Annotated in this window: 27 protein-coding genes and 1 pseudogene; 22 read left to right on the top strand and 6 right to left on the bottom strand. The window is 50.4% G+C overall.

Translation table 11 applies throughout. The features are described 5' to 3' along the window. Window positions 1-102 precede the first annotated feature (102 nt). The 9 genes from DSM465_RS0105660 to DSM465_RS0105620 all read left to right on the top strand — a co-directional run bounded on the left by DSM465_RS0105660 (window position 103) and on the right by DSM465_RS0105620 (window position 3,831). Window positions 103-951 carry a sulfurtransferase gene (locus DSM465_RS0105660; protein WP_029760854.1) on the top strand — a complete coding sequence of 283 codons (849 nt, stop codon included), beginning with the start codon at window positions 103-105 and terminating at the stop codon, window positions 949-951. A gap of 104 nt (window positions 952-1,055) precedes the next feature. Then, window positions 1,056-1,205 carry a hypothetical protein gene (locus tag DSM465_RS19570; protein WP_008879304.1) on the top strand — a complete coding sequence of 50 codons (150 nt, stop codon included), beginning with the start codon at window positions 1,056-1,058 and terminating at the stop codon, window positions 1,203-1,205. Between the two features lie 118 nt (window positions 1,206-1,323). Continuing rightward, entirely contained in the window at window positions 1,324-1,851 is a 528-nt protein-coding gene (locus DSM465_RS0105650) for a TlpA family protein disulfide reductase (protein ID WP_029760853.1), read from the top strand. Window positions 1,852-1,975: 124 nt separating this feature from the next. Continuing rightward, the gene (locus DSM465_RS18840; RefSeq protein ID WP_008879302.1) at window positions 1,976-2,107 is read left to right on the top strand and encodes an FbpB family small basic protein; all 132 of its coding nucleotides are present in this window, start codon (window positions 1,976-1,978) and stop codon (window positions 2,105-2,107) included. Between the two features lie 55 nt (window positions 2,108-2,162). After that, on the top strand, window positions 2,163-2,306 hold the full coding sequence (locus DSM465_RS0105640; RefSeq protein ID WP_029760852.1) for an acid-soluble spore protein N: 144 nt from the start codon (window positions 2,163-2,165) through the stop codon (window positions 2,304-2,306). 29 nt (window positions 2,307-2,335) lie between these two features. Further along, window positions 2,336-2,563 (top strand): small acid-soluble spore protein Tlp, encoded by a 228-nt coding sequence (tlp, locus tag DSM465_RS0105635; RefSeq protein WP_008879300.1) that lies wholly within the window; start codon window positions 2,336-2,338, stop codon window positions 2,561-2,563. Window positions 2,564-2,678: 115 nt separating this feature from the next. Beyond that, window positions 2,679-3,095 (top strand): acyl-CoA thioesterase, encoded by a 417-nt coding sequence (locus DSM465_RS0105630; protein ID WP_008879299.1) that lies wholly within the window; start codon window positions 2,679-2,681, stop codon window positions 3,093-3,095. 14 nt (window positions 3,096-3,109) lie between these two features. Next, complete coding sequence (locus DSM465_RS0105625; protein ID WP_008879298.1) at window positions 3,110-3,427, top strand: hypothetical protein; 318 nt, start codon at window positions 3,110-3,112, stop codon at window positions 3,425-3,427. After that, complete coding sequence (locus DSM465_RS0105620; protein ID WP_008879297.1) at window positions 3,424-3,831, top strand: hotdog fold thioesterase; 408 nt, start codon at window positions 3,424-3,426, stop codon at window positions 3,829-3,831. Before DSM465_RS0105625 ends, DSM465_RS0105620 begins: the two co-directional genes overlap by 4 nt. Before the next feature lie 24 nt (window positions 3,832-3,855). Here the strand turns inward: DSM465_RS0105620 and DSM465_RS0105615 are convergent, their stop codons facing one another. Beyond that, window positions 3,856-4,146, bottom strand: coding sequence for a HesB/YadR/YfhF family protein (locus DSM465_RS0105615; RefSeq protein ID WP_008879296.1), 291 nt, complete (start codon window positions 4,144-4,146; stop codon window positions 3,856-3,858). Window positions 4,147-4,327: 181 nt separating this feature from the next. Between DSM465_RS0105615 and DSM465_RS19565 the strand changes: the two genes are divergently transcribed. Together DSM465_RS19565 and DSM465_RS0105605 are read left to right on the top strand one after the other, a co-directional pair. Continuing rightward, window positions 4,328-4,471 (top strand): hypothetical protein, encoded by a 144-nt coding sequence (locus DSM465_RS19565; RefSeq protein WP_165478175.1) that lies wholly within the window; start codon window positions 4,328-4,330, stop codon window positions 4,469-4,471. A 309-nt stretch (window positions 4,472-4,780) separates the two neighbouring features. Further along, a complete protein-coding gene (locus DSM465_RS0105605; RefSeq protein WP_008879295.1) occupies window positions 4,781-5,719 on the top strand; it encodes a magnesium transporter CorA family protein in 939 nt (312 codons plus the stop codon). Window positions 5,720-5,788: 69 nt separating this feature from the next. Here the strand turns inward: DSM465_RS0105605 and DSM465_RS0105600 are convergent. Then, window positions 5,789-6,376 (bottom strand): annotated as a pseudogene (locus DSM465_RS0105600) (DUF502 domain-containing protein); the annotation flags it as partial. A 181-nt stretch (window positions 6,377-6,557) separates the two neighbouring features. Between DSM465_RS0105600 and DSM465_RS0105595 the strand changes: the two are divergent. The 4 genes from DSM465_RS0105595 (at window position 6,558) to DSM465_RS0105580 (ending at window position 10,576) form a co-directional block, all read left to right on the top strand. Beyond that, window positions 6,558-7,997, top strand: coding sequence for an NAD(P)/FAD-dependent oxidoreductase (locus tag DSM465_RS0105595; protein ID WP_029760850.1), 1,440 nt, complete (start codon window positions 6,558-6,560; stop codon window positions 7,995-7,997). 194 nt (window positions 7,998-8,191) lie between these two features. Then, window positions 8,192-9,190 carry a biotin synthase BioB gene (bioB, locus tag DSM465_RS0105590; RefSeq protein ID WP_029760849.1) on the top strand — a complete coding sequence of 333 codons (999 nt, stop codon included), beginning with the start codon at window positions 8,192-8,194 and terminating at the stop codon, window positions 9,188-9,190. A 391-nt stretch (window positions 9,191-9,581) separates the two neighbouring features. Further along, window positions 9,582-9,800, top strand: coding sequence for a YozE family protein (locus DSM465_RS0105585; RefSeq protein ID WP_029760847.1), 219 nt, complete (start codon window positions 9,582-9,584; stop codon window positions 9,798-9,800). A gap of 131 nt (window positions 9,801-9,931) precedes the next feature. Beyond that, on the top strand, window positions 9,932-10,576 hold the full coding sequence (locus DSM465_RS0105580) for a hypothetical protein (protein WP_029760846.1): 645 nt from the start codon (window positions 9,932-9,934) through the stop codon (window positions 10,574-10,576). Here DSM465_RS0105580 and DSM465_RS20060 read toward each other — a convergent pair. After that, window positions 10,558-10,680, bottom strand: a complete 123-nt coding sequence (locus DSM465_RS20060) for a hypothetical protein (protein ID WP_008879288.1) — start codon at window positions 10,678-10,680, stop codon at window positions 10,558-10,560. The genes DSM465_RS0105580 and DSM465_RS20060 overlap by 19 nt on opposite strands. 131 nt (window positions 10,681-10,811) lie before the next feature. On the opposite strand from DSM465_RS20060, the gene DSM465_RS0105570 reads away from it, so the two are divergent. Continuing rightward, window positions 10,812-10,991, top strand: coding sequence for a YozD family protein (locus tag DSM465_RS0105570; protein ID WP_008879287.1), 180 nt, complete (start codon window positions 10,812-10,814; stop codon window positions 10,989-10,991). A gap of 32 nt (window positions 10,992-11,023) precedes the next feature. On the opposite strand, the gene DSM465_RS0105565 is transcribed toward DSM465_RS0105570, so the two are convergent. Continuing rightward, entirely contained in the window at window positions 11,024-12,145 is a 1,122-nt protein-coding gene (locus tag DSM465_RS0105565; protein WP_029760845.1) for a DUF2515 domain-containing protein, read from the bottom strand. A gap of 157 nt (window positions 12,146-12,302) precedes the next feature. Between DSM465_RS0105565 and DSM465_RS0105560 the strand changes: the two genes are divergently transcribed. Both DSM465_RS0105560 and DSM465_RS19560 read left to right on the top strand, forming a co-directional pair. Beyond that, window positions 12,303-12,638: a hypothetical protein gene (locus tag DSM465_RS0105560; RefSeq protein WP_011887321.1), complete on the top strand. Its 336-nt coding sequence runs from the start codon at window positions 12,303-12,305 to the stop codon at window positions 12,636-12,638. A 99-nt stretch (window positions 12,639-12,737) separates the two neighbouring features. Continuing rightward, window positions 12,738-12,902 (top strand): hypothetical protein, encoded by a 165-nt coding sequence (locus DSM465_RS19560; protein WP_008879284.1) that lies wholly within the window; start codon window positions 12,738-12,740, stop codon window positions 12,900-12,902. A 35-nt stretch (window positions 12,903-12,937) separates the two neighbouring features. On the opposite strand, the gene DSM465_RS19555 is transcribed toward DSM465_RS19560, so the two are convergent. Then, window positions 12,938-13,096, bottom strand: a complete 159-nt coding sequence (locus DSM465_RS19555) for a hypothetical protein (RefSeq protein WP_008879283.1) — start codon at window positions 13,094-13,096, stop codon at window positions 12,938-12,940. A gap of 133 nt (window positions 13,097-13,229) precedes the next feature. Here DSM465_RS19555 and DSM465_RS0105545 point away from each other — a divergent pair, with 133 nt between their 5' ends. The 3 genes from DSM465_RS0105545 (at window position 13,230) to DSM465_RS0105530 (ending at window position 15,497) form a co-directional block, all read left to right on the top strand. Continuing rightward, entirely contained in the window at window positions 13,230-13,634 is a 405-nt protein-coding gene (locus DSM465_RS0105545) for a hypothetical protein (protein WP_008879282.1), read from the top strand. Between the two features lie 270 nt (window positions 13,635-13,904). Next, window positions 13,905-14,615 carry a purine-nucleoside phosphorylase gene (gene deoD, locus DSM465_RS0105535; RefSeq protein ID WP_029760844.1) on the top strand — a complete coding sequence of 237 codons (711 nt, stop codon included), beginning with the start codon at window positions 13,905-13,907 and terminating at the stop codon, window positions 14,613-14,615. Window positions 14,616-14,669: 54 nt separating this feature from the next. Next, complete coding sequence (locus DSM465_RS0105530; protein ID WP_029760843.1) at window positions 14,670-15,497, top strand: M15 family metallopeptidase; 828 nt, start codon at window positions 14,670-14,672, stop codon at window positions 15,495-15,497. 106 nt (window positions 15,498-15,603) lie between these two features. Here DSM465_RS0105530 and DSM465_RS0105525 read toward each other — a convergent pair whose 3' ends face one another. Beyond that, a complete protein-coding gene (locus DSM465_RS0105525; RefSeq protein ID WP_029760842.1) occupies window positions 15,604-16,302 on the bottom strand; it encodes a class I SAM-dependent methyltransferase in 699 nt (232 codons plus the stop codon). Window positions 16,303-16,476: 174 nt separating this feature from the next. Between DSM465_RS0105525 and DSM465_RS0105520 the strand changes: the two genes are divergently transcribed. Then, window positions 16,477-17,367 carry a cation diffusion facilitator family transporter gene (locus tag DSM465_RS0105520; RefSeq protein ID WP_029760841.1) on the top strand — a complete coding sequence of 297 codons (891 nt, stop codon included), beginning with the start codon at window positions 16,477-16,479 and terminating at the stop codon, window positions 17,365-17,367. The last annotated feature ends 176 nt before the right edge of the window (window positions 17,368-17,543 follow it).

Below are 17,543 nucleotides of genomic sequence, written 5' to 3'. Positions count from 1 at the left end.
ATGAGGCTGTCATCAAGCTGCAGCCCATAGGAGCAGCGGCTGCCCGTCCATCCTCCTAGGGGCAGGCTGATTGGCAGGCAAAATGAAAAGGGGGAGAAGAACATGGCGTCTCTCGTTTCCCATGAATGGTTGCTTACTCATTTGTCTGAAGAAAACATCCGCATTCTTGATTGCCGGTTTTGGCTTGGTGATCCGTCTAAAGGAGCGGCCGTTTACCGGGACGATCATATTCCTGGAGCGGTGTATATGGATTTGGAACGCGATTTGTCCGGTCCGGTGGCGGAGCATGGGGGGCGTCATCCGCTGCCGTCCGCTGCTCAGGCGGCAGAGGTGTTTGGCCGTGCCGGCATCGATGAAACGGTGACGGTCGTTGTCTACGATGATCAACATGGGGCGATGGCTGCGCGCTGTTGGTGGCTGCTTCGCTATTTTGGCCATGAGCGCGTTTATGTGTTAGACGGCAATTACAGCGAATGGAAAAAGAAAGGGTATCCGGTGACCGACACGATTCCTGACGTGTCGCCGCGGCGGTTTCAGCCGCAGCCCGATCGGTCATGGCTGGCAACGGTCGATGAGGTGCGCGCTGCTGTCCGCGATCGATCGGCCGTGCTCATCGATTCGCGCGAGTGGAAGCGATACGCCGGTTTAGAAGAACCGATCGACCGCCGACCTGGCCGCATTCCGGGAGCAGTGCATCGGTTTTGGAAAGATGGAGTGGCAGAAGGAGGCTATTGGAAAAGCGCAGCCGATCAAGCCGCTCGGTTTGCCGATCTTGACCGTGAGGCTCCGTTGATCGTCTATTGCGGCTCCGGCGTCACTGCCTGTCCGAACGTGCTCGCATTAAAAGAAGCCGGCTACCGAAACGTTCGGCTGTATGTCGGCAGTTTCAGCGACTGGATTTCCTACCCGGACCATCCGGTCGAAACGGACGATCCGTCATCTTCTGCATAAATGTTTTCAGGCAAGCGTATGGCAGGACCGCCGTCCCATGCATAGTTTTTCTCCGGTGGGCGATACTATGCGTGAATTGACTGAACTAGAGGAGGAGAGAGCGCATGGGACGGACTAAGCTCGGTAATGCCAATGCCCAACGGAACAACAACGCGAAAAAGAAAAATGGTTTTAACGAGTGGACGAGCGAATTCGCTTCCTACGCTGAAGTGGAAGCAGAAAAAATGAAAAATGACCATAAAAACATCCGTTAACGACGAGGGAGGTGTCCCTCGTTTTTTGGTGCAATCATTAGCGTTGGCAAGGACAAACGTATGTGCTATAATCATGGACAGAATGCCAAAGGACGCTGGCCGGCAGGGAGGGAAAAAGGTGCGAAAATGGTTGGTCATTTTGTTGTTTTTAACGGTTACTGGATACGGCCTTTGGAACGCGATGGCCGCGGAGAAACCGAATGAGGCAAGCGAAACCGAAACCGGCCCGAAAATCGGCCATGCTGCCCCCGATCTGACGCTGCCGACGCTTGGCGGCGAGCCGGTCAAGCTGTCTGATTTGCGTGGCAAGGCGGTCGTCCTCAACTTTTGGACGTCATGGTGTCCGCCGTGCAAAAAGGAAATGCCGGAACTTGAGAAGTTTTACAAACAGCATGGTCGTGAAGTCACATTGCTTGCTGTTCATTTGACTACACAAGACACGCTCGATAATGCGGAACGGTTTGTGAAAAGCAAGAAGTTAGCGCTGCCTGTCGCTTTAGATGTCCGCGGCGAAGCGCTTCATTACTATCGGGTTCAAACGATTCCAACGACCTATATCATTGATCCGAACGGCGTCATTCGGCAAAAAATCGTCGGTCCGGTGACTGCGGCTCGGCTTGAGAAAGAAACAGCGCGTTTCCGTTAACCATCAGTTGGTTTAACGGAAGGCGCTTTTTTTCATGACTCATTATTTTTCGAAAAGTTGTCATAATTTTTATCTTTTTTGGGCATGAATAAAAGTACAATAAAAGTGAGGGGAGGTTGGAGCAATGAAACGATCCCGCAAAATGACTCTCCAAGAATTGATCAGCGAGAATAAGCGGCAATTGCTAAATGACCGGGAAGCGCTCGAAAAGATCGAGAAAAAGCTGGAAGAGCGGATGCTTAAGAAAGCAGAATAACCCATGCATAGCGGTTCTCCGGGCGGACAGACTAGATGGCGAGGAGGCGAAGATGATGAGCAATCCGAAAAGAAGCCCCAACCACTTTGTGCCGAACCATATCGGCACACAGCCTCGCGCCGCTGGTGGAAACAAAGGCAAACAAATGCAAGACCAGTCCGGCCAACACGCTCAAGTCATCCAAACGAAGGGTGAATGAACCGAAACTCGCGTGAAGGAGGAAACGTCATGCCACGTCCGAAACCGGATGACCGCAGCGACAACGTCGAAAAGTTGCAAGATATGGTGCAAAATACAATTGAAAACATCGAAAAAGCCGAGGAAACGATGCAGTTTGCTTCTCCTGAAGAGCGGGAGCGAATCCGCGAGAAAAATCGCCGCCGCGAAGAGGCGATTGCCGCCATGCGCGCGGAAATTAAAGATGAAGCAGCTGCTCGCGAACACGGTTACCAATAAACGAAGCTGCCCCAATCGGGGCGGCTTTGTTTTTTCTGCTTGCCGCTTGAGCCGCCGGACGAACCAATGGTAACATAAAAGAGGAGAACCGGCAAAAAATGGAGGGAGAACGAACATGAAAGTAGCAGAAAAACAAATTGAAGTGCGCTATGCGGAAACGGACCAAATGGGCGTCGTTTACCATGCAAACTACTTAGTTTGGATGGAAGTTGGGCGTACGGAGTTAATCAAACAACTTGGCTTCCATTATGCCGAGATGGAGAAAGAGGGCGTCATTTCGCCGGTCATCGACTTGCAAGTGTCGTACAAAAAACCGCTTCATTACGGGGAAACGGCGACCGTCCGCACATGGATCGACGCTTATGATGGTATCCGTGTCACGTATGGCTACGAAATTCTCGCCCCGGACGGGGAGGTGGCAGTGACCGGCAAGTCGCAGCACGTTTGCGTCAAGCGCGATACGTTTCGGCCGATCGTCATTCGCAAATATTTTCCCGATTGGCACGAAGCGTATGAGCGGGCGAAACGGTAAAGGAGAGCATTGCGATGGCGTTTGGCATTCGCCGACATGAACTCGCGGCGTGGAAGGAGAAAGTGAGGCGCGGAGAAATCGCTTTTTTGACCCATTATTGGTATGACGAACGGTTTCCGCATTGCACGACGGTGACGAAAGTCGGTTGCGCCGATATTGATAAGCTGGCTGCTTGGGGACGGCAATACGGGCTGAAAGAAGAGTGGATCGACCGGCGCAATGAATTTCCGCACTTTGATTTGCTCGGAGAGACGCAAGCGCGCATTTTGCGGCAAGAAGGGCGGCTTGATGAGCTGGCACGGTTTACGAAACGGGGGAGGAAGGAATCATGATCGATTTGACAGTGATGAAAGAAATGGCGAAACATACGCTAATTGACACACTTGGCATCGAAATTGTCGAACTTGGTGAAGGACGCGTCGTGGCGACGATGCCAGTCGACCAGCGCACGCACCAGCCAGCTGGAATCTTGCATGGTGGGGCCTCAGTCGCGTTGGCTGAAACGGTGGCGAGCATCGGCGCGTACGCGCTTGTGGATCCGCAAACGGAAAACGTCGTTGGTTTAGAAATTAATGCAAACCATGTTCGCGCTGTTCGCAGCGGAACGGTGACGGCAACGGGAACAGTGCTGCACCGCGGCCGAACGACGATGGTGTGGGATGTACGCATCACGGATGAACAAGGGCAGCTCGTCTGCGTCTCCCGCTGCACGATCGCCATCATTCGAAAAAGCTAGCGCTAAGGCTAGCTTTTTCACTGTTTATTGGATCAGAAATACCGGTTCATCACCTTTTTCGTCTAAATCGATCGTCAAATCGTGCCCGTCAAAATACCATTGGTCGCTGTCTTCGACAAAAAAGGTCACGCCATCAACCGTCGTCTGCGCCGCTGGCTCTCCTGCCGGCTCGTCCTTTGCTATGCCGAGTGAAAACCCTTTTTGTACGGTGCCGCATCCCCCGTAGCGGGCGAACAGGCGAATCGCATCACCGGGTTTTAGTCCGAGCTCTCGCTTGTACCAATCGAACGCTTTTTTCGTGATCGTAATGTTCATGGCTTCCCCTCCTCACTTATTTATTATAAATGAACGGATGGAGCCGGTAAAATGATTGTGTGAACATTGGCTGACAATTTTAGGATAAAACGCTTTCCACAAAGTAGCACCCTCTTGCCTTGCTTCAATCGAGTAAAATGACGGCTAGCAGCAAACAGTAAAAGCAAAGGAGGTGAGAGCGGTGAATAAAAAGCTGCCATTTGCGCCAAGTTACGAATCCGATGGGGTAATGGGAAAGAGCAAAAAGCATCCGCGCCGTTCAGAACGAGGACAAACCAACAAACAAGCGTCTGATTTTTTCAACACAACGCCATCGAGTGAATAAGGCAGCCGGAGCAGCAATGTTTGAACATTATGCCGTTTGATGAATAAAGTAGCCAGTAGGCTGCTTTTTTTCATGGCAACTACTATACAAATGAACTGGTCCGCGTTATCATTACTTGAGGAACATTTTTTTGAAAGGAGTGGCGTTTTCGTATTATGAGTAGTTCAAGTTCGAACGAACCGGAACCGGAATATAGCGGGGAACGCGGCCTGTTCCTTTTCTCGCCCGCTGCTCATCATACGAAAACGGGCTCCGGGCGGAAAGGAAGAGGCGCCGCCTTCCTCGCGTGAAAAGGAGGAAGGATGCCAAATGATGAAAATGTATTTGTCCGATGCCAACGGAAAAATGCGGGAAATTGACCGGATTGAAAACGGCTGCTGGATCAATCTCGTTGCCCCGACGGAGGATGAAATTCGCTACATCGCTCACCATTTAGACATTCCGATCGATTCGATCAAAGACGCGCTTGATGACGAAGAGCGGTCGCGCGTCGAAAAAGAGGATAATCATGTGTTGATTATCGTCGACATCCCGATTGTCGCCCATGACGAAGTTGACGGCCCGATGTACGAAACGATTCCGATCGGCATGATCATTACGAATACGTGCTTTATTACGGTCTGTTTGCAAGAAAATCCGATTTTTGAGGAATTTTCAAAAAACAAAATCAAAAACTTTTACACGTTTATGAAAACACGGTTCGCTTTGCAAATGCTTTACATGATTTCGACATATTATTTGCGTTATTTGAAGCAGATTAACCGGCGGACGAGTGAAATTGAAAAAGAGCTGCACCAGTCGATGAAAAACAAAGAGCTGTTTTCACTTCTTAGCATGGAAAAAAGTTTAGTGTATTTTATGACGTCGCTGAAAGCGAACAATATCGTCATGGAGCGGCTCATGCGTCTGAACTATTTGCGCATGTACGAAGATGATCAAGATTTGCTGCAAGATGTTATTATTGAAAACAAGCAGGCGATCGAAATGGCGGAAGTATACAGCAGCATTTTAAGCGGCATGATGGATGCATTTGCTTCCGTCATCTCGAACAACTTAAACATTGTGATGAAATTTTTGACTGCCATTACGATCGTCATTTCGCTGCCAACGATGGTGGCGAGTTTTTACGGCATGAACGTGCCGATTCCGTTCCAACACTCCCCGTACGCCTTTGCCGTCGCTATGGTGCTTGCCGGTTCGCTGTCGGCAGTAACGGCATACATCTTTTGGAAAAAACGATATTTTTAACGGTCAGGACATATTTGAGTTGGCAAGAACGTATGTTGGTCGGAAATATGAACGGCTGCCCCAATGATAGGGCAGCCGTTTTTGTTTGCGGACCGCGACGCCGCCGGAGAGGATAAACTTCATTGCCTCTTCCGGCGAGATATCGATGACTTCGACTTGCTCTTTCGGGACGAGAAGGGTAAGCCCGGCGACTTGAAACGTCTGTGGAATATAGACGGCGACATAATCAGCAAGCGGATCGTGCCAGGCGCCGACATTGTCCATCGTAATGAAGCCAAGGCATTTCCAGCCGCTCTCCGGCATTGTGACGAGCACGACTTGCGAAAACGACCGTTTTTCTCCGACAAAAGAAGCAATCGTATCTTTAGCGACCGAATAAACGGTCTTCATCAAGGGAATGCTTTCAAGCAACCGATCGACAAGCCGAATGAGACGGCCGCTCACATATTGCGTCGATAGCCAGCCGCAAACAGTGATGAGCACCACTGTTGCGAGCAAGCCAAGGCCGGGGATGTAGCGGCCATCCAAATACGGCCGGACATACTGGCCGAGCAACCCGTCCAAAACAGCGAACACTTTATAGCATACATAGACGGCTAATAAAATCGGCACGATCGTTAGCATGCCGTTTACAAAATTTTTCACAAAAAAGCGCATCTGTTCTCCTCCCGTTCCTTTACCTTCTATCAACATACCAATTTTTTTTCGATTTGCACAACCATTAATAATGTCGAACATTATAGATTTATATCGCTATAAAAGTTCGGTTTTTGTCTTGACGAATAGGTGAATGTCGCGTATACTTCCGAATGGAACATATGAAATGGGGGATGGCACAATGAACAACCATTACGATGTGATTGTGGTGGGCGCTGGACCTGCCGGCATTTTTACGTGTTACGAACTGACGCTCAAACTGCCTGGAGCGAATGTGCTGCTCATTGACAAAGGGCATGATATATATAAACGCAACTGTCCGATTTTGCAGAAAAAAATTGAGAAATGCCCGCCGCCAGCCGGCAAAAAAGATTATGCCGGCTGTGTGCCCGCCTGTTCGATCACGAACGGCTTTGGCGGGGCTGGAGCGTATTCGGACGGCAAGTTCAACATCACGAGCGAATTTGGCGGCTGGATGACCGACTATTTGCCGGCCTCAACCGTGCTTGAGCTCATCCGTTATGTGGATGAAATCAACTTAAAACATGGGGCGACGACGTCGATTACCGACCCGATGACGGACAAAGTGAAAGAGATTGAGCGGCGCGCTTATGCCGCTGGGTTGAAGCTGTTGCGCGCCTATGTTCGCCATTTAGGCACAGAGCAAAACTTAGCGATTTTACAAAGCATTTTTGAATATTTGCGCGAGCGGATTACGATGCGCTTTAAAACAGAAGTAGATGATATCGTGACGGAGCGGACGGAAGACGGCCATGAAGTGAAAGGGGTCGTCCTGAAAAACGGTGAAACGTTGACGGCGGAAAAAGTCGTCATCGCTCCGGGACGCGACGGCTCAGTCTGGCTGAGCAAATTGTTGCGCAAGCGCCGCCTGCGAATGATCAACAACCAAGTCGATATCGGGGTGCGCGTCGAAACATCGAACATTGTCATGCAAGAAATTAATGAGCATTTGTATGAAGGAAAATTTATCTTCAACACGTCGGTCGGGACGCAAGTGCGTACGTTTTGCAGCAATCCGTCGGGGCACGTGGTTGTCGAAAATCATTCTGGCATTATGCTTGCCAACGGCCACGCGTACAAAGATCCGAAGCTCGGCAGCAGCAACACGAACTTTGCGCTCCTTGTCTCGCATAAATTTTCCGATCCGTTTGATAAGCCGAATGAATACGCCCATGAAATTTCCCGGTTGGCGAACGCTTTATCTAACGGCGGCATCATTGTGCAAAAATACGGGGACATTTTAAAAGGACGGCGGTCGACGGAGAAACGGATCAAAGAAGGATTTATTGAACCGACACTAAAAGAGGCGGTGCCAGGCGATTTAGGTCTTGTCTTGCCGTACAACACGATGAAAAGTTTGATCGAGATGACAGAAGCGCTTAACCATGTCACTCCAGGGCTCGCGTCTGAGCATACGCTGTTTTACGGCGTTGAGGCGAAGTTTTATTCGGCGCGTCCAAAACTGAACGATCGGTTTGAAACAGAAATCGCGGGGCTGTATGTCGGTGGCGACGGCGCCGGCATTACGCGCGGCCTCGCCCAGGCAAGCGCTTGCGGTGTTTGGATCGCCCGCGACATCGTTGAAAAACTGACGCGTTAAGCAAAGGAACAAGACAGGCTGTCCCAAAACGGCGGCCTGTCTTTTTTGTGTTGAGCGAAGGTGGCCATTCACAACACCGCGGACGTTGCTGTTTTGGATGCTGAACTATAGTAAACTCAATTTATAAATAGGTTGACAATTATCCGTCTTGTCCGCTACGATAAATGTAATGATGTGGAAAGGGGAGAGGGAAAATGCCAAATTGGCTGTCATTAGCTGAACAGGTGATGGAAGGATACGAGCTGGCCGATGAAGAGGCGTTGGCGATACTCGACTGTCCGGACGACGAGCTGCTCCTTCTTTTGCAAGGGGCGTACCGAATCCGCTCGGTCTATTACGGCAATAAGGTGAAATTGAATATGATCATGAACGCCAAATCCGGCCTTTGTCCGGAAAACTGCGGCTATTGTTCGCAGTCTGCCGTGGCGACGGCGCCGGTGAAGACGTATAAAATGCTCGATAAAGAAACGCTGCTGCGCGGGGCTGAAGAAGCGTACCGTTTGCAGATAGGGACATTTTGCATTGTCGCAAGCGGCCGTGGTCCGAGCGATAAGGAAGTAGACATTGTTGTTTCCGCCGTGAAAGAAATTAAAGAACGGTTCGGTCTGAAAGTGTGCGCCTGTCTCGGGCTGTTGAAGCCGGAACAAGCAGCGAGGCTGAAAGAAGCGGGCGTGGATCGCTACAACCATAATATTAATACGTCGAAACAACACCATCCGAACATTACGACGTCTCATACATATGATGACCGGGTGCGGACGGTGGAAACGGTGAAGGAAGCCGGTCTTTCGCCGTGCTCGGGCGTTATTATCGGCATGAAAGAAACGAAGCAAGATATTGTCGATATGGCGCGCAGCTTGCGGGAGCTCGATGCCGATTCGATCCCGGTCAACTTTTTGCATGCGATTGACGGAACGCCGCTGGCCGGAACGAATGAATTAAATCCGCGTTATTGCTTGAAAGTGTTGGCGCTGTTCCGCTATATGAACCCGACAAAAGAGATACGCATCGCCGGTGGACGGGAAGTGAATTTGCGCTCGCTCCAGCCGCTCGGGCTGTATGCCGCCAACTCCATTTTCGTCGGCGATTATTTAACAACCCTCGGGCAGGAAAAGTCCGCCGATTACAAGATGCTTGAGGACCTTGGCTTTGAGATCGAGTTTTCTCCAGCGCCGCAAATCGGAGCCGTATAACGGTTGATAAGGTTGGCCTAAAAGGTTGCCCTTCCTTAAGAGGTGCAACATATTGTCTTACGGTATATGATGACGGAAAAGGGTGCCCCGGTTGTTTTTTGGGACACTCTTTTTTCATGTGCGCCGCTAGAAAGAATCATAGGTGTGGAGGCGGCATACTAGGAGTGAGATCTAGGGCAATCGATTATTGAGGCGGTTTGACCAACGGAGGGAGCTAGCCTATTTGTGCTTCTTTGTTGGCACGAAGGGATGGTTATAAAAGTCGCCTATCTTTGGCATGAAAAACGGGTTTAGCGCGTACGATGACAATACAAGCGGTGAAAAAAGGCTTCACAAACATGAAAAAGCTCATTATAATAGCAACAAAGAGAAAGGAAGAGGATGGGGAAACATGGAAAAATCGTTTTACCGCTACTTATTGCGCTTCCGCCATGGGCATGAAGAAGATCCTGTTGTGCGGTTTGCGAACGGGGCGTATGACGACCACAGCTTTCCGAAAGGATCAGCGGATTATGAAGAATTAAGCGGCTATTTGGAGTTAAACGGTGATTATTTGGAAAGCATGGTTATTTTTGATGAACTGTGGGAGCAGTTTTTGCATGAAACATAACTAGGAAGGCGTTCCTGTTTTGAATATTGGTAGCGTTTTCAATCCGCTTTTTCCGCGCTGGCAAAGGTGTCCACCCTTTCATGCATGCATATACTATACTAACCATTTGTTCAAAAGGGTGGGAGATGCCAATGAGCACGCCGAAACGCCCGAAGTTTTCCGTCGGCGATATCGTTGTCAATACATTGTACGGAACGGTCGGAACTGTGACGGATATTCAACAAATTGATGGCACGTTTTTATACGAAATTAACCATGGCCATAGTTTGTTTACCGAGCAGGCGCTCGTTTTATTATCTGAATTTACAGATGATTTGTGGATCGCTGAAGAAATTGAAATCGAGTTGCCGTTTTTTCTCGGCGAAATTGTCCGTGTTCGTGATTATGACGGCCATTTGTTCAAAGTCGTCGGGGTTCGGACGGAAATTTACCGCTACTATGGAGAAGGATGGGAAGAGACGATTTATGAATTGAAGCGGCTGACGGACGGTTGGGAAATTGAAGTCCATCTTGAAGACATTACTCCGCTAGCTGATGGGGAAGAAACGTCCGTCACGCTTGTGCAAGATATTGTCATCGCTACGCCGATGAACGCATCGCTTCTGCTGCCGTCGGCTGATAGCGAAAACCGCGAACCATCGGTCGACGAGCTGCTCGACATGTACAACGACTATAAAGCGCTGTATAAATGGTTTGGCGATGATCAATATAAACGGATGATGGAAACGGTTGTTCAACGTTTACAAGAGATCGTCAATCACCAGAATAGAAACTGACAAAGAATAAAGAGAAAATATGGAATGCCGGCGAAAATGACGAGCGCAGCCAATCCGTTTACAACTGTTTCCATCATTTTATCCAATGCAGTCAGCTTGTCCATTTCGTTCCGACCTCCGTCTTTTTGTTTTGTTAATACATATGTATGGGGAAGGCCGAAAAAGTAGTACAACATGATTTTTGACATAAAACGGAAGACGGAGACATACAACATTACAAAGGGGGCGAAATGCGGTGAAGGAAATTGAAGTGATTATTGATACAGAGGAAATTGCCGAGTTTTTTTACCAAGAGCTCATTCGCCGCGGCTTTGTGCCAACGCAAGAGGAGCTGGAAGAGCTTGCTGATATCACGTTTGACTATTTGCTAGAAAAATGCATTATTGATGAAGAAATTGATGTCGACGACGAGTAAACCTCGTCGTTTTTATGATTTCTAAGGCGGGGTTAGACGCCCGCTGACTTGGCCGCCGCGATGGCGGCTGCTTTCATCATGGCCAAATGCCGTTTGTAACGATCGGTCATTTCACCTGACGCTGGAAGCGGAAGCGTCTCAAGCGCCCCCACGATCGTGTCATCGGTGAACCAGTCGCGCTGATCGCTAAAAGAGTGCGTAAGATCCGGCCACGCGGCCTCAAGACGAGGGCTGTAAAGGCGGCGGCCATCGTATGTTGCAGTGAACGATTGCGGCCAAAAGTCGGCGCGTGAACCGCTATGGGGAACACGGCGGGCAAAGCGATAAGCGCGGCGAAACAGGCGCGCATTAAACAGCAGTAAACTGTACAGCGTTTTGCCGATGTGGATGCGGTGATGAACATCAACAAAATCGCGCACGGTCGTGCCAACTAAAGCACCGCGCCGGCCGCGCCCTAGAGGGATGAGCACATCATTGAACCCGAGCCATTGCTCAGCAATAAACGGCCAGCTGGACAGCACACGGGTGCGGAAAAACGGGTGCTCGATGACGCGAAGCTGGATGTACTGCTGTTCGTTAATGATTAAGGCGACAGTCAGCAGTGCCGCGTCGCCCGTTTCCCAAAAATGTTCCCAAAACGCTTTCATAAACCGGGAGACAGACAAAGATGGCAGCAAATGAAACAGCGGCGTTCCTTGACGCTTGCTTTCCTCATACAACAAGAGCTGCGGATAAGCGTCGTGAAAAATCAATGCATTGGCTCGCTCCAAAAACAAAAAGAGCGGCGCAGCCGTTTCTTTTGGCAATAAAAACGGGAGAAGGCCGCCGCGCAAGTCGGTCATGTTCCAGCCACCGTTACGCGAGACGAGATGAGCCAAAAACGCCCAATGTATTTCCGAGTGGCGCTCGAAAAACGCCAAATAGGCCGCCGTACGTGTGACGTTATTGCGGTTATGTTCCGCTGTTTTCCGCCGGATGGCTGCAACGATCGCTGTCTCCTCGGCGCTAAGTTGCCTAGGCGGCGAGGGCGAAAGGCGGGCGGTCATCCGGCGAAGCAAGTCAGCATCAGCAAGGCGAACCGGATGGCGGTATAAAAACGAACGATAAGCGTATTGGAGCGGGCGGCGCAACAAGGCGAGCGGGCGGTTGGGCATCTAGTGTTCCTCCCTTGTATAGATCGCAGATTTTGTCAAAAAAACCATGGCCGTTTCGACAAAAGGTGTGCCGTTTTGCCGAAGGAATCGACAAATGCAATCACTAATATTATAGGATAAAGACGACTGATTTATCGTGGGAAGGAAGAGGAAAACCATGGTTCGTTTATGGAGGAAAAAGATGTGGATGGCAAAACGTGCATATGAAGCGACTATTTTTCAAACGCCGCGCTTCGGGGAACCGAAATACCGACAAGTATGCCGGCTTACGGTGACAGCTTCAGATCATCACGAGGCGCTGTCAATCTTGTACCGAATGTTTAACGTTGTCGATTTGATGCCAAAAAACTGCCAGGCCCGATTTATGGGGACGGGTGATATTGTGCTCATCGATGAAGGACGCAAAGGGCAGACGTATTACCGTCTCTGCTCGGGTGGGTGGAAACCGGTGGAACGCCAGCGTGTTATTTTGACGGAATATTCAAAAATATAATCACACACGGATGGCTGATGGTGGTATAATAAAAGAAAAAATGTCGAATAACAGCTAGCGTTTTAGGGAACGGATAAGAAAGGAAAGGAGGCGGATTCGGTGGAAAATCAAAACCAGCGCCGCGACAACCGGATGGTGGCGCCGGGAATTGATGATGACGAGGAACTGAACGAAAAAGCAACGAAAGAAGAAATCGAACGCGGGGACTACACGAGAGTTGTCACGCTTGCTTGGGACGAAGTTGAGCCGTCGGAACCACGATAGAAACCCTTGTGTGGCACAAGGGTTTCTGCGATTTGTCACGATTCGGGGTTGTCGTGATGACCTGGACCGTTTTTCCGACCGCCGGCCGCGGAATATTCTTTGGCGTGCGCTTCGTCTTCGGCGATCAACGCTTCTTTTGGAATATGGTTATTCTTTTTCTGCCCGTTAATGCGGTTGCGGTGTTTTTTACCCACTGTTTTCCCTCCTTGAACCGTTGTCGTCGTTAGTGTATGCGGTCAAGGGGAGGTTCATTGGAGGAAAATGTTTGCAAACAGCTTCAGAACAGGCAGACCGGAATGAAGAGAGTAGAGGGAAGGGGACGAAACGATGGCCGCACTTGCGTTGTCACTGCTCTTATGTATTGTCTTGATCGCCGTGTCGCTTTGGGTGAAAGGGCAGATTGAACGGTTTTTGTTCCGCTGGAGAAACATTCCTCTTCTCCACGCCGCTAATATCGTAGCCATTGCCGCCATCGTCGCTGCTATATATTATCGATTGGGCGGCATTGACGTTTACTTGCGCAACTTGACGGAAATCAGCGGATTTTGGTATGTGTTCATCGGAGCCATGCAGCTGATTTTGCCGCTGTATTTGTTTGCTTGCTGGCTGCTCGCTAGGCAGCGTGAGCGTGAGAAAAAATATACACGCAGCAAAGATAAAAAGGTGCTGTATATCAATGAAAAGTATTTGGCGCGTCGCCACCGCGACCATTATCGGTCCAAAACGTCATAAAGGGAGAGCGGTTCTCCCTTAAAATTTTGTCTTCTCTTTTTTTGACGTCGACGGTTGGTTGTTGGCTTTTGACGACGGATTTGTTTTATTCGCATACTCCACCGCCTGCTCCAGTTTCTTTTTCACCGTCTTTCCTCCTTTCCTGACAAGTGAGCACGAATAGTATGCCCGATTGCCCCCTCAGCTACTCGAGATAAGACTGCCATTTTCCGCAAACATATGATATGATAAACAACGTCTAGCTTGATCATGATAGAAGGAGGAATTGCATTGAGCGTTCATATCGGAGCAAAGCCAGGGGAGATTGCCGAACATATTTTGCTGCCGGGCGATCCGCTGCGTGCCAAATATATTGCTGAAACGTTTTTGGAAGGGGCGGTATGCTACAACGAAGTGCGCGGCATGCTCGGTTTTACCGGAACGTATAAAGGGCATCGCATTTCCGTACAAGGAACCGGGATGGGAGTTCCATCGATTTCAATCTATGTTAATGAATTGATTCAAAGCTATGGGGTCAAGACGCTCATCCGCGTCGGCACGTGTGGGGCGATTCAGCCGGATGTGCGCGTGCGCGACGTGATTTTGGCGATGAGCGCATCAACGGATTCGAACATGAACCGGCTCATTTTCCGCGGCCGCGATTATGCGCCGACAGCTGATTTCCACTTGCTGCGGACGGCATACGACGTTGGCATGGAAAAAGGGCTGGCACTTAAAGTCGGCAACGTCTTTACTGCGGATATGTTTTACAACGATGAGCCGAATTGGGAAACGTGGGCGCGTTACGGCGTGTTGGCCGTTGAGATGGAAACAGCGGCGCTCTATACGCTGGCGGCGAAATTCGACTGCCGGGCGTTGTCTGTGCTGACCGTGAGCGATCATATTATCACTGGGGAAGAAACGACAGCCGAGGAACGGCAAACGACGTTTAACGACATGATTGAAGTGGCGCTCGAAGCGGCGATTCGCAACGATGCGTAACAGTTGTGCCGAGACCGTCTAGCGCGCTTCAAGAAACAGAAAAGGGGAAGACGAATGAACCAACGATGGAAAATAGCAATGTTGGCGTGCCTGCTGCTCGCTGGCTGCCAAACAGGAGAAAGTGGTGACCGCAGCCCGGTCGGCTCGTCCGAACAGCCCCCGGAAAGCGCAGTGCAGCCAGGCAGCCATGAACCGGGTGAAACAGACCAACACCCGGTTGACCCAGTTGACCCCGACTTGCAGCTTGAGGCGAAATATTGGAACGTCATTAAGGTGGAAAACGGGAAAAAAGTGATTATGAACCCGGATAACATTTTAGTGCTCGTTAATAAAGAACAGTCGCTTCCGCCTAGCTACAAGCCGGCCGATTTAGTTGTGCCGAACGTGCGGTTCTCGTTTGATGACCCGAAGGCAGAGAAGCGGCATATGCGGGCTGAGGCGGCTGCGGCGCTTGAAGAGCTGTTTGCTGCCGCCCGCCGCGACGGCATTGAACTTGTGGCCGTCTCCGCCTACCGGTCGTATGAGCGGCAGCAAGTGGTTTTTGCGGAAGAAGTGCGGCAAAAAGGGGAAGCAGAAGCCGTCCAAGCGGTCGCCTATCCGGGGCAGAGCGAGCATCAAACCGGGCTTGCGATCGACATTAGCAGCCGCTCGGCCGGCTATCAGCTGACGGAAGCGTTCGGAGCGACAAAAGAAGGACAATGGGTCGCCGCCCATGCGCACGAGTACGGGTTTATTATCCGCTATCCGAAAGGAAAGGAAGCGGTGACCGGCTATAAGTATGAGCCATGGCATATCCGTTATGTCGGGCGGAAGGCGGCCGTGGTGATGAAGAAGCGTGACTGGACGCTTGAAGAATATTTTCAAGCAGTAAAAAAAGTGTAAACAGAACTAGGCGCCTCCTTTCGTGTGATGACACATGAAAGGAGGCGTTGTTCATTGACTGGAAAGGGGGCATCATTGTTTAGAACAGTGATGAATGTCTTGTAAGCTATGTTTCGCACCAAAACACGCAATAACCGAGCCGGTCGCCGAATTGTGCAGTCAGCTGCTGATGCATCTGCCACATCTTTGCCATTTCCGGCGTCGATGGAAAGGCGACAATAAACGGTGCTCCTTGGCTCGGCGCTTCCGTAGCGGCTGTGTAGGAAAAATGGCGGCAACGGAATCCGTTTTGTTCAAGCGCCTCTTTCCACCCAGCCGGCGTCATCAGCCGCCGGAAGCCATAAAAAGCGGCAATTTGCTGCTGCTCGGTTGTGGTTAACTTCTCATGACATGCTTCAATGCCGACGAACGTTCCACCTTTTTTGAGCACTCGGCGAATTTCAGCGAGCGCTTCTGGCAGTGAAACGAAGGCAAGCACTGACTCAGAAAGCACGAGATCGAATGTTTCGGCAGGAAACGGCAGCGCTTCGACCGAAGCGCGGTACAGGCGAACCGGGACGGCCATAGCGGCAAAGCGCTGTTTTGCTTTGGCGATCATTGTTGGATGGAGATCGATCGCCGTCACATCGGCACCGTACTGTTCGGCGATATACGCCGCTGTCTGTCCCGTTCCACAGCCGACGTCAAGCACCGAAGTTGAATGATCAATATAGAGTTTACGTAATATATTTTTTGTTAACATAAAACCTCCCGGGTGGGCGCCATCGATCCCCATTTCGGCCAACCAGTCCAAATACGAAGTCATGTTTTTCTCTCCTTTTTGCTTGAATTGGTTTATCATACGCAAAAGAGCTCGGTTTTGTCTTTAGGCAAAAAAGTTTGCTTGTCTCTATACTCATGAAGGGAGGCAATTTTCTTGCTATAGACCCAACCGATACCAAGCTGGTACACTGATACGTGCAAGAACGAAACAACTAGGTTGGTGAAAAACGTGGAGTGGAAACAACGGGCTGAGGCCGGCGCGCTGCTAAGCATCGGTGTCTATCTTCTGCTGGCGGCCTGCAAACTTTTGGCTGGATCTTTAGCCGGGTCGGACGGAGTGAAGGCGGACGGCTGGAACAATTTGAGCGATGTGATCGCTTCAGTGGCTGTCTATATTGGCATGAAAATTGCCCAAAAACCACGCGATCGCAATCATCCGTACGGACATTCGCGGGCGGAGAACATTTCATCGCTTTTGGCCGCTTTTTTGATGATGTCGATCGGTATTGATGTTGTCATCAGCGGAGCTGGTGCGCTGCTTCATGGCGGAAAGGCGGACGCCCCTGATTGGCCGGCAGCGGCGGTTGCCCTTGTTTCGGCAGCGGTCATGTTCCTTATTTACACGGTCAATACTCGGTTGGCGCGGCGGACGAATAGTACAGCGCTCGCCGCTGTGGCGAAAGACAATTTATCGGATGCCCTTGTCAGCGTTGGAGCGGCAATCGGCATCATCGGTGCGCAGCTTGAGTGGCTCTGGCTTGATCCGCTGGCGGCTCTCATCATCGGCGCGATCATTTGTAAAACAGCATGGGAAGTTTTTATGGAAACAGCGCACACGTTGACCGACGGTTTTGATGAAAAGCGGCTTGCCGTTTACCGGGAAGAAATTGCTGCGGTGGAGGGTGTGCGTGATGTCGCTGACATTAAGGCGCGCACATTAGGTAATGATATTGTGCTTGAAGTGACGATCCGCGTTGATTCGCGTTTAACAGTGGCGAAAGGTCACGAAATCGCTGACGAAGTCGAACGTCTGATGAAAAAACGGCATAACATTCGTTCAACGCATGTCCATGTCGAACCAGAAGCGCGTGTGGATCGGCAAGGTTAAGGCGGCTCGCTTGTTCGTGTTTTACGGCGGACGTTTTCGACATAGTCAACGGCTCCTGCTAGGGGGGAAAGTCGTTGTTTGCACCATATCGGTCGAATGCTGTCGTGCTCAAGACAAGGTTTGTTTTTAACGGCGGGCGGGGAGTCGTTTTTGGCAAGCAATAGAACGAACACTGT

It is taken from the genome of Geobacillus thermodenitrificans subsp. thermodenitrificans DSM 465 (assembly GCF_000496575.1).
Lineage (GTDB): Bacteria > Bacillota > Bacilli > Bacillales > Anoxybacillaceae > Geobacillus > Geobacillus thermodenitrificans.
The sequence above is the reverse complement of the archived record's forward strand: the minus strand, read 5'-3'. Positions and strand labels throughout refer to the sequence as shown.

What these genes read in the sequence shown, in the direction of transcription:
- DSM465_RS0105545 (WP_008879282.1), top strand. Translation starts at nt 13,230, where the DNA reads ATGGCCGCACTTGCGTTGTCACTGCTCTTATGTATTGTCTTGATCGCC.
- bioB (WP_029760849.1), top strand. Translation starts at nt 8,192, where the DNA reads ATGCCAAATTGGCTGTCATTAGCTGAACAGGTGATGGAAGGATACGAG.
- DSM465_RS0105640 (WP_029760852.1), top strand. Translation starts at nt 2,163, where the DNA reads ATGAGCAATCCGAAAAGAAGCCCCAACCACTTTGTGCCGAACCATATC.
- DSM465_RS0105630 (WP_008879299.1), top strand. Translation starts at nt 2,679, where the DNA reads ATGAAAGTAGCAGAAAAACAAATTGAAGTGCGCTATGCGGAAACGGAC.
- DSM465_RS0105580 (WP_029760846.1), top strand. Translation starts at nt 9,932, where the DNA reads ATGAGCACGCCGAAACGCCCGAAGTTTTCCGTCGGCGATATCGTTGTC.
- DSM465_RS0105560 (WP_011887321.1), top strand. Translation starts at nt 12,303, where the DNA reads ATGGTTCGTTTATGGAGGAAAAAGATGTGGATGGCAAAACGTGCATAT.
- DSM465_RS0105525 (WP_029760842.1), bottom strand. Translation starts at nt 16,302, where the DNA reads ATGACTTCGTATTTGGACTGGTTGGCCGAAATGGGGATCGATGGCGCC.
- DSM465_RS0105625 (WP_008879298.1), top strand. Translation starts at nt 3,110, where the DNA reads ATGGCGTTTGGCATTCGCCGACATGAACTCGCGGCGTGGAAGGAGAAA.
- DSM465_RS0105620 (WP_008879297.1), top strand. Translation starts at nt 3,424, where the DNA reads ATGATCGATTTGACAGTGATGAAAGAAATGGCGAAACATACGCTAATT.
- tlp (WP_008879300.1), top strand. Translation starts at nt 2,336, where the DNA reads ATGCCACGTCCGAAACCGGATGACCGCAGCGACAACGTCGAAAAGTTG.
- DSM465_RS0105595 (WP_029760850.1), top strand. Translation starts at nt 6,558, where the DNA reads ATGAACAACCATTACGATGTGATTGTGGTGGGCGCTGGACCTGCCGGC.
- DSM465_RS0105615 (WP_008879296.1), bottom strand. Translation starts at nt 4,146, where the DNA reads ATGAACATTACGATCACGAAAAAAGCGTTCGATTGGTACAAGCGAGAG.
- DSM465_RS19570 (WP_008879304.1), top strand. Translation starts at nt 1,056, where the DNA reads ATGGGACGGACTAAGCTCGGTAATGCCAATGCCCAACGGAACAACAAC.
- DSM465_RS0105585 (WP_029760847.1), top strand. Translation starts at nt 9,582, where the DNA reads ATGGAAAAATCGTTTTACCGCTACTTATTGCGCTTCCGCCATGGGCAT.
- DSM465_RS0105530 (WP_029760843.1), top strand. Translation starts at nt 14,670, where the DNA reads ATGAACCAACGATGGAAAATAGCAATGTTGGCGTGCCTGCTGCTCGCT.
- DSM465_RS0105660 (WP_029760854.1), top strand. Translation starts at nt 103, where the DNA reads ATGGCGTCTCTCGTTTCCCATGAATGGTTGCTTACTCATTTGTCTGAA.
- DSM465_RS20060 (WP_008879288.1), bottom strand. Translation starts at nt 10,680, where the DNA reads ATGGACAAGCTGACTGCATTGGATAAAATGATGGAAACAGTTGTAAAC.
- DSM465_RS0105565 (WP_029760845.1), bottom strand. Translation starts at nt 12,145, where the DNA reads ATGCCCAACCGCCCGCTCGCCTTGTTGCGCCGCCCGCTCCAATACGCT.
- DSM465_RS18840 (WP_008879302.1), top strand. Translation starts at nt 1,976, where the DNA reads ATGAAACGATCCCGCAAAATGACTCTCCAAGAATTGATCAGCGAGAAT.
- DSM465_RS0105605 (WP_008879295.1), top strand. Translation starts at nt 4,781, where the DNA reads ATGATGAAAATGTATTTGTCCGATGCCAACGGAAAAATGCGGGAAATT.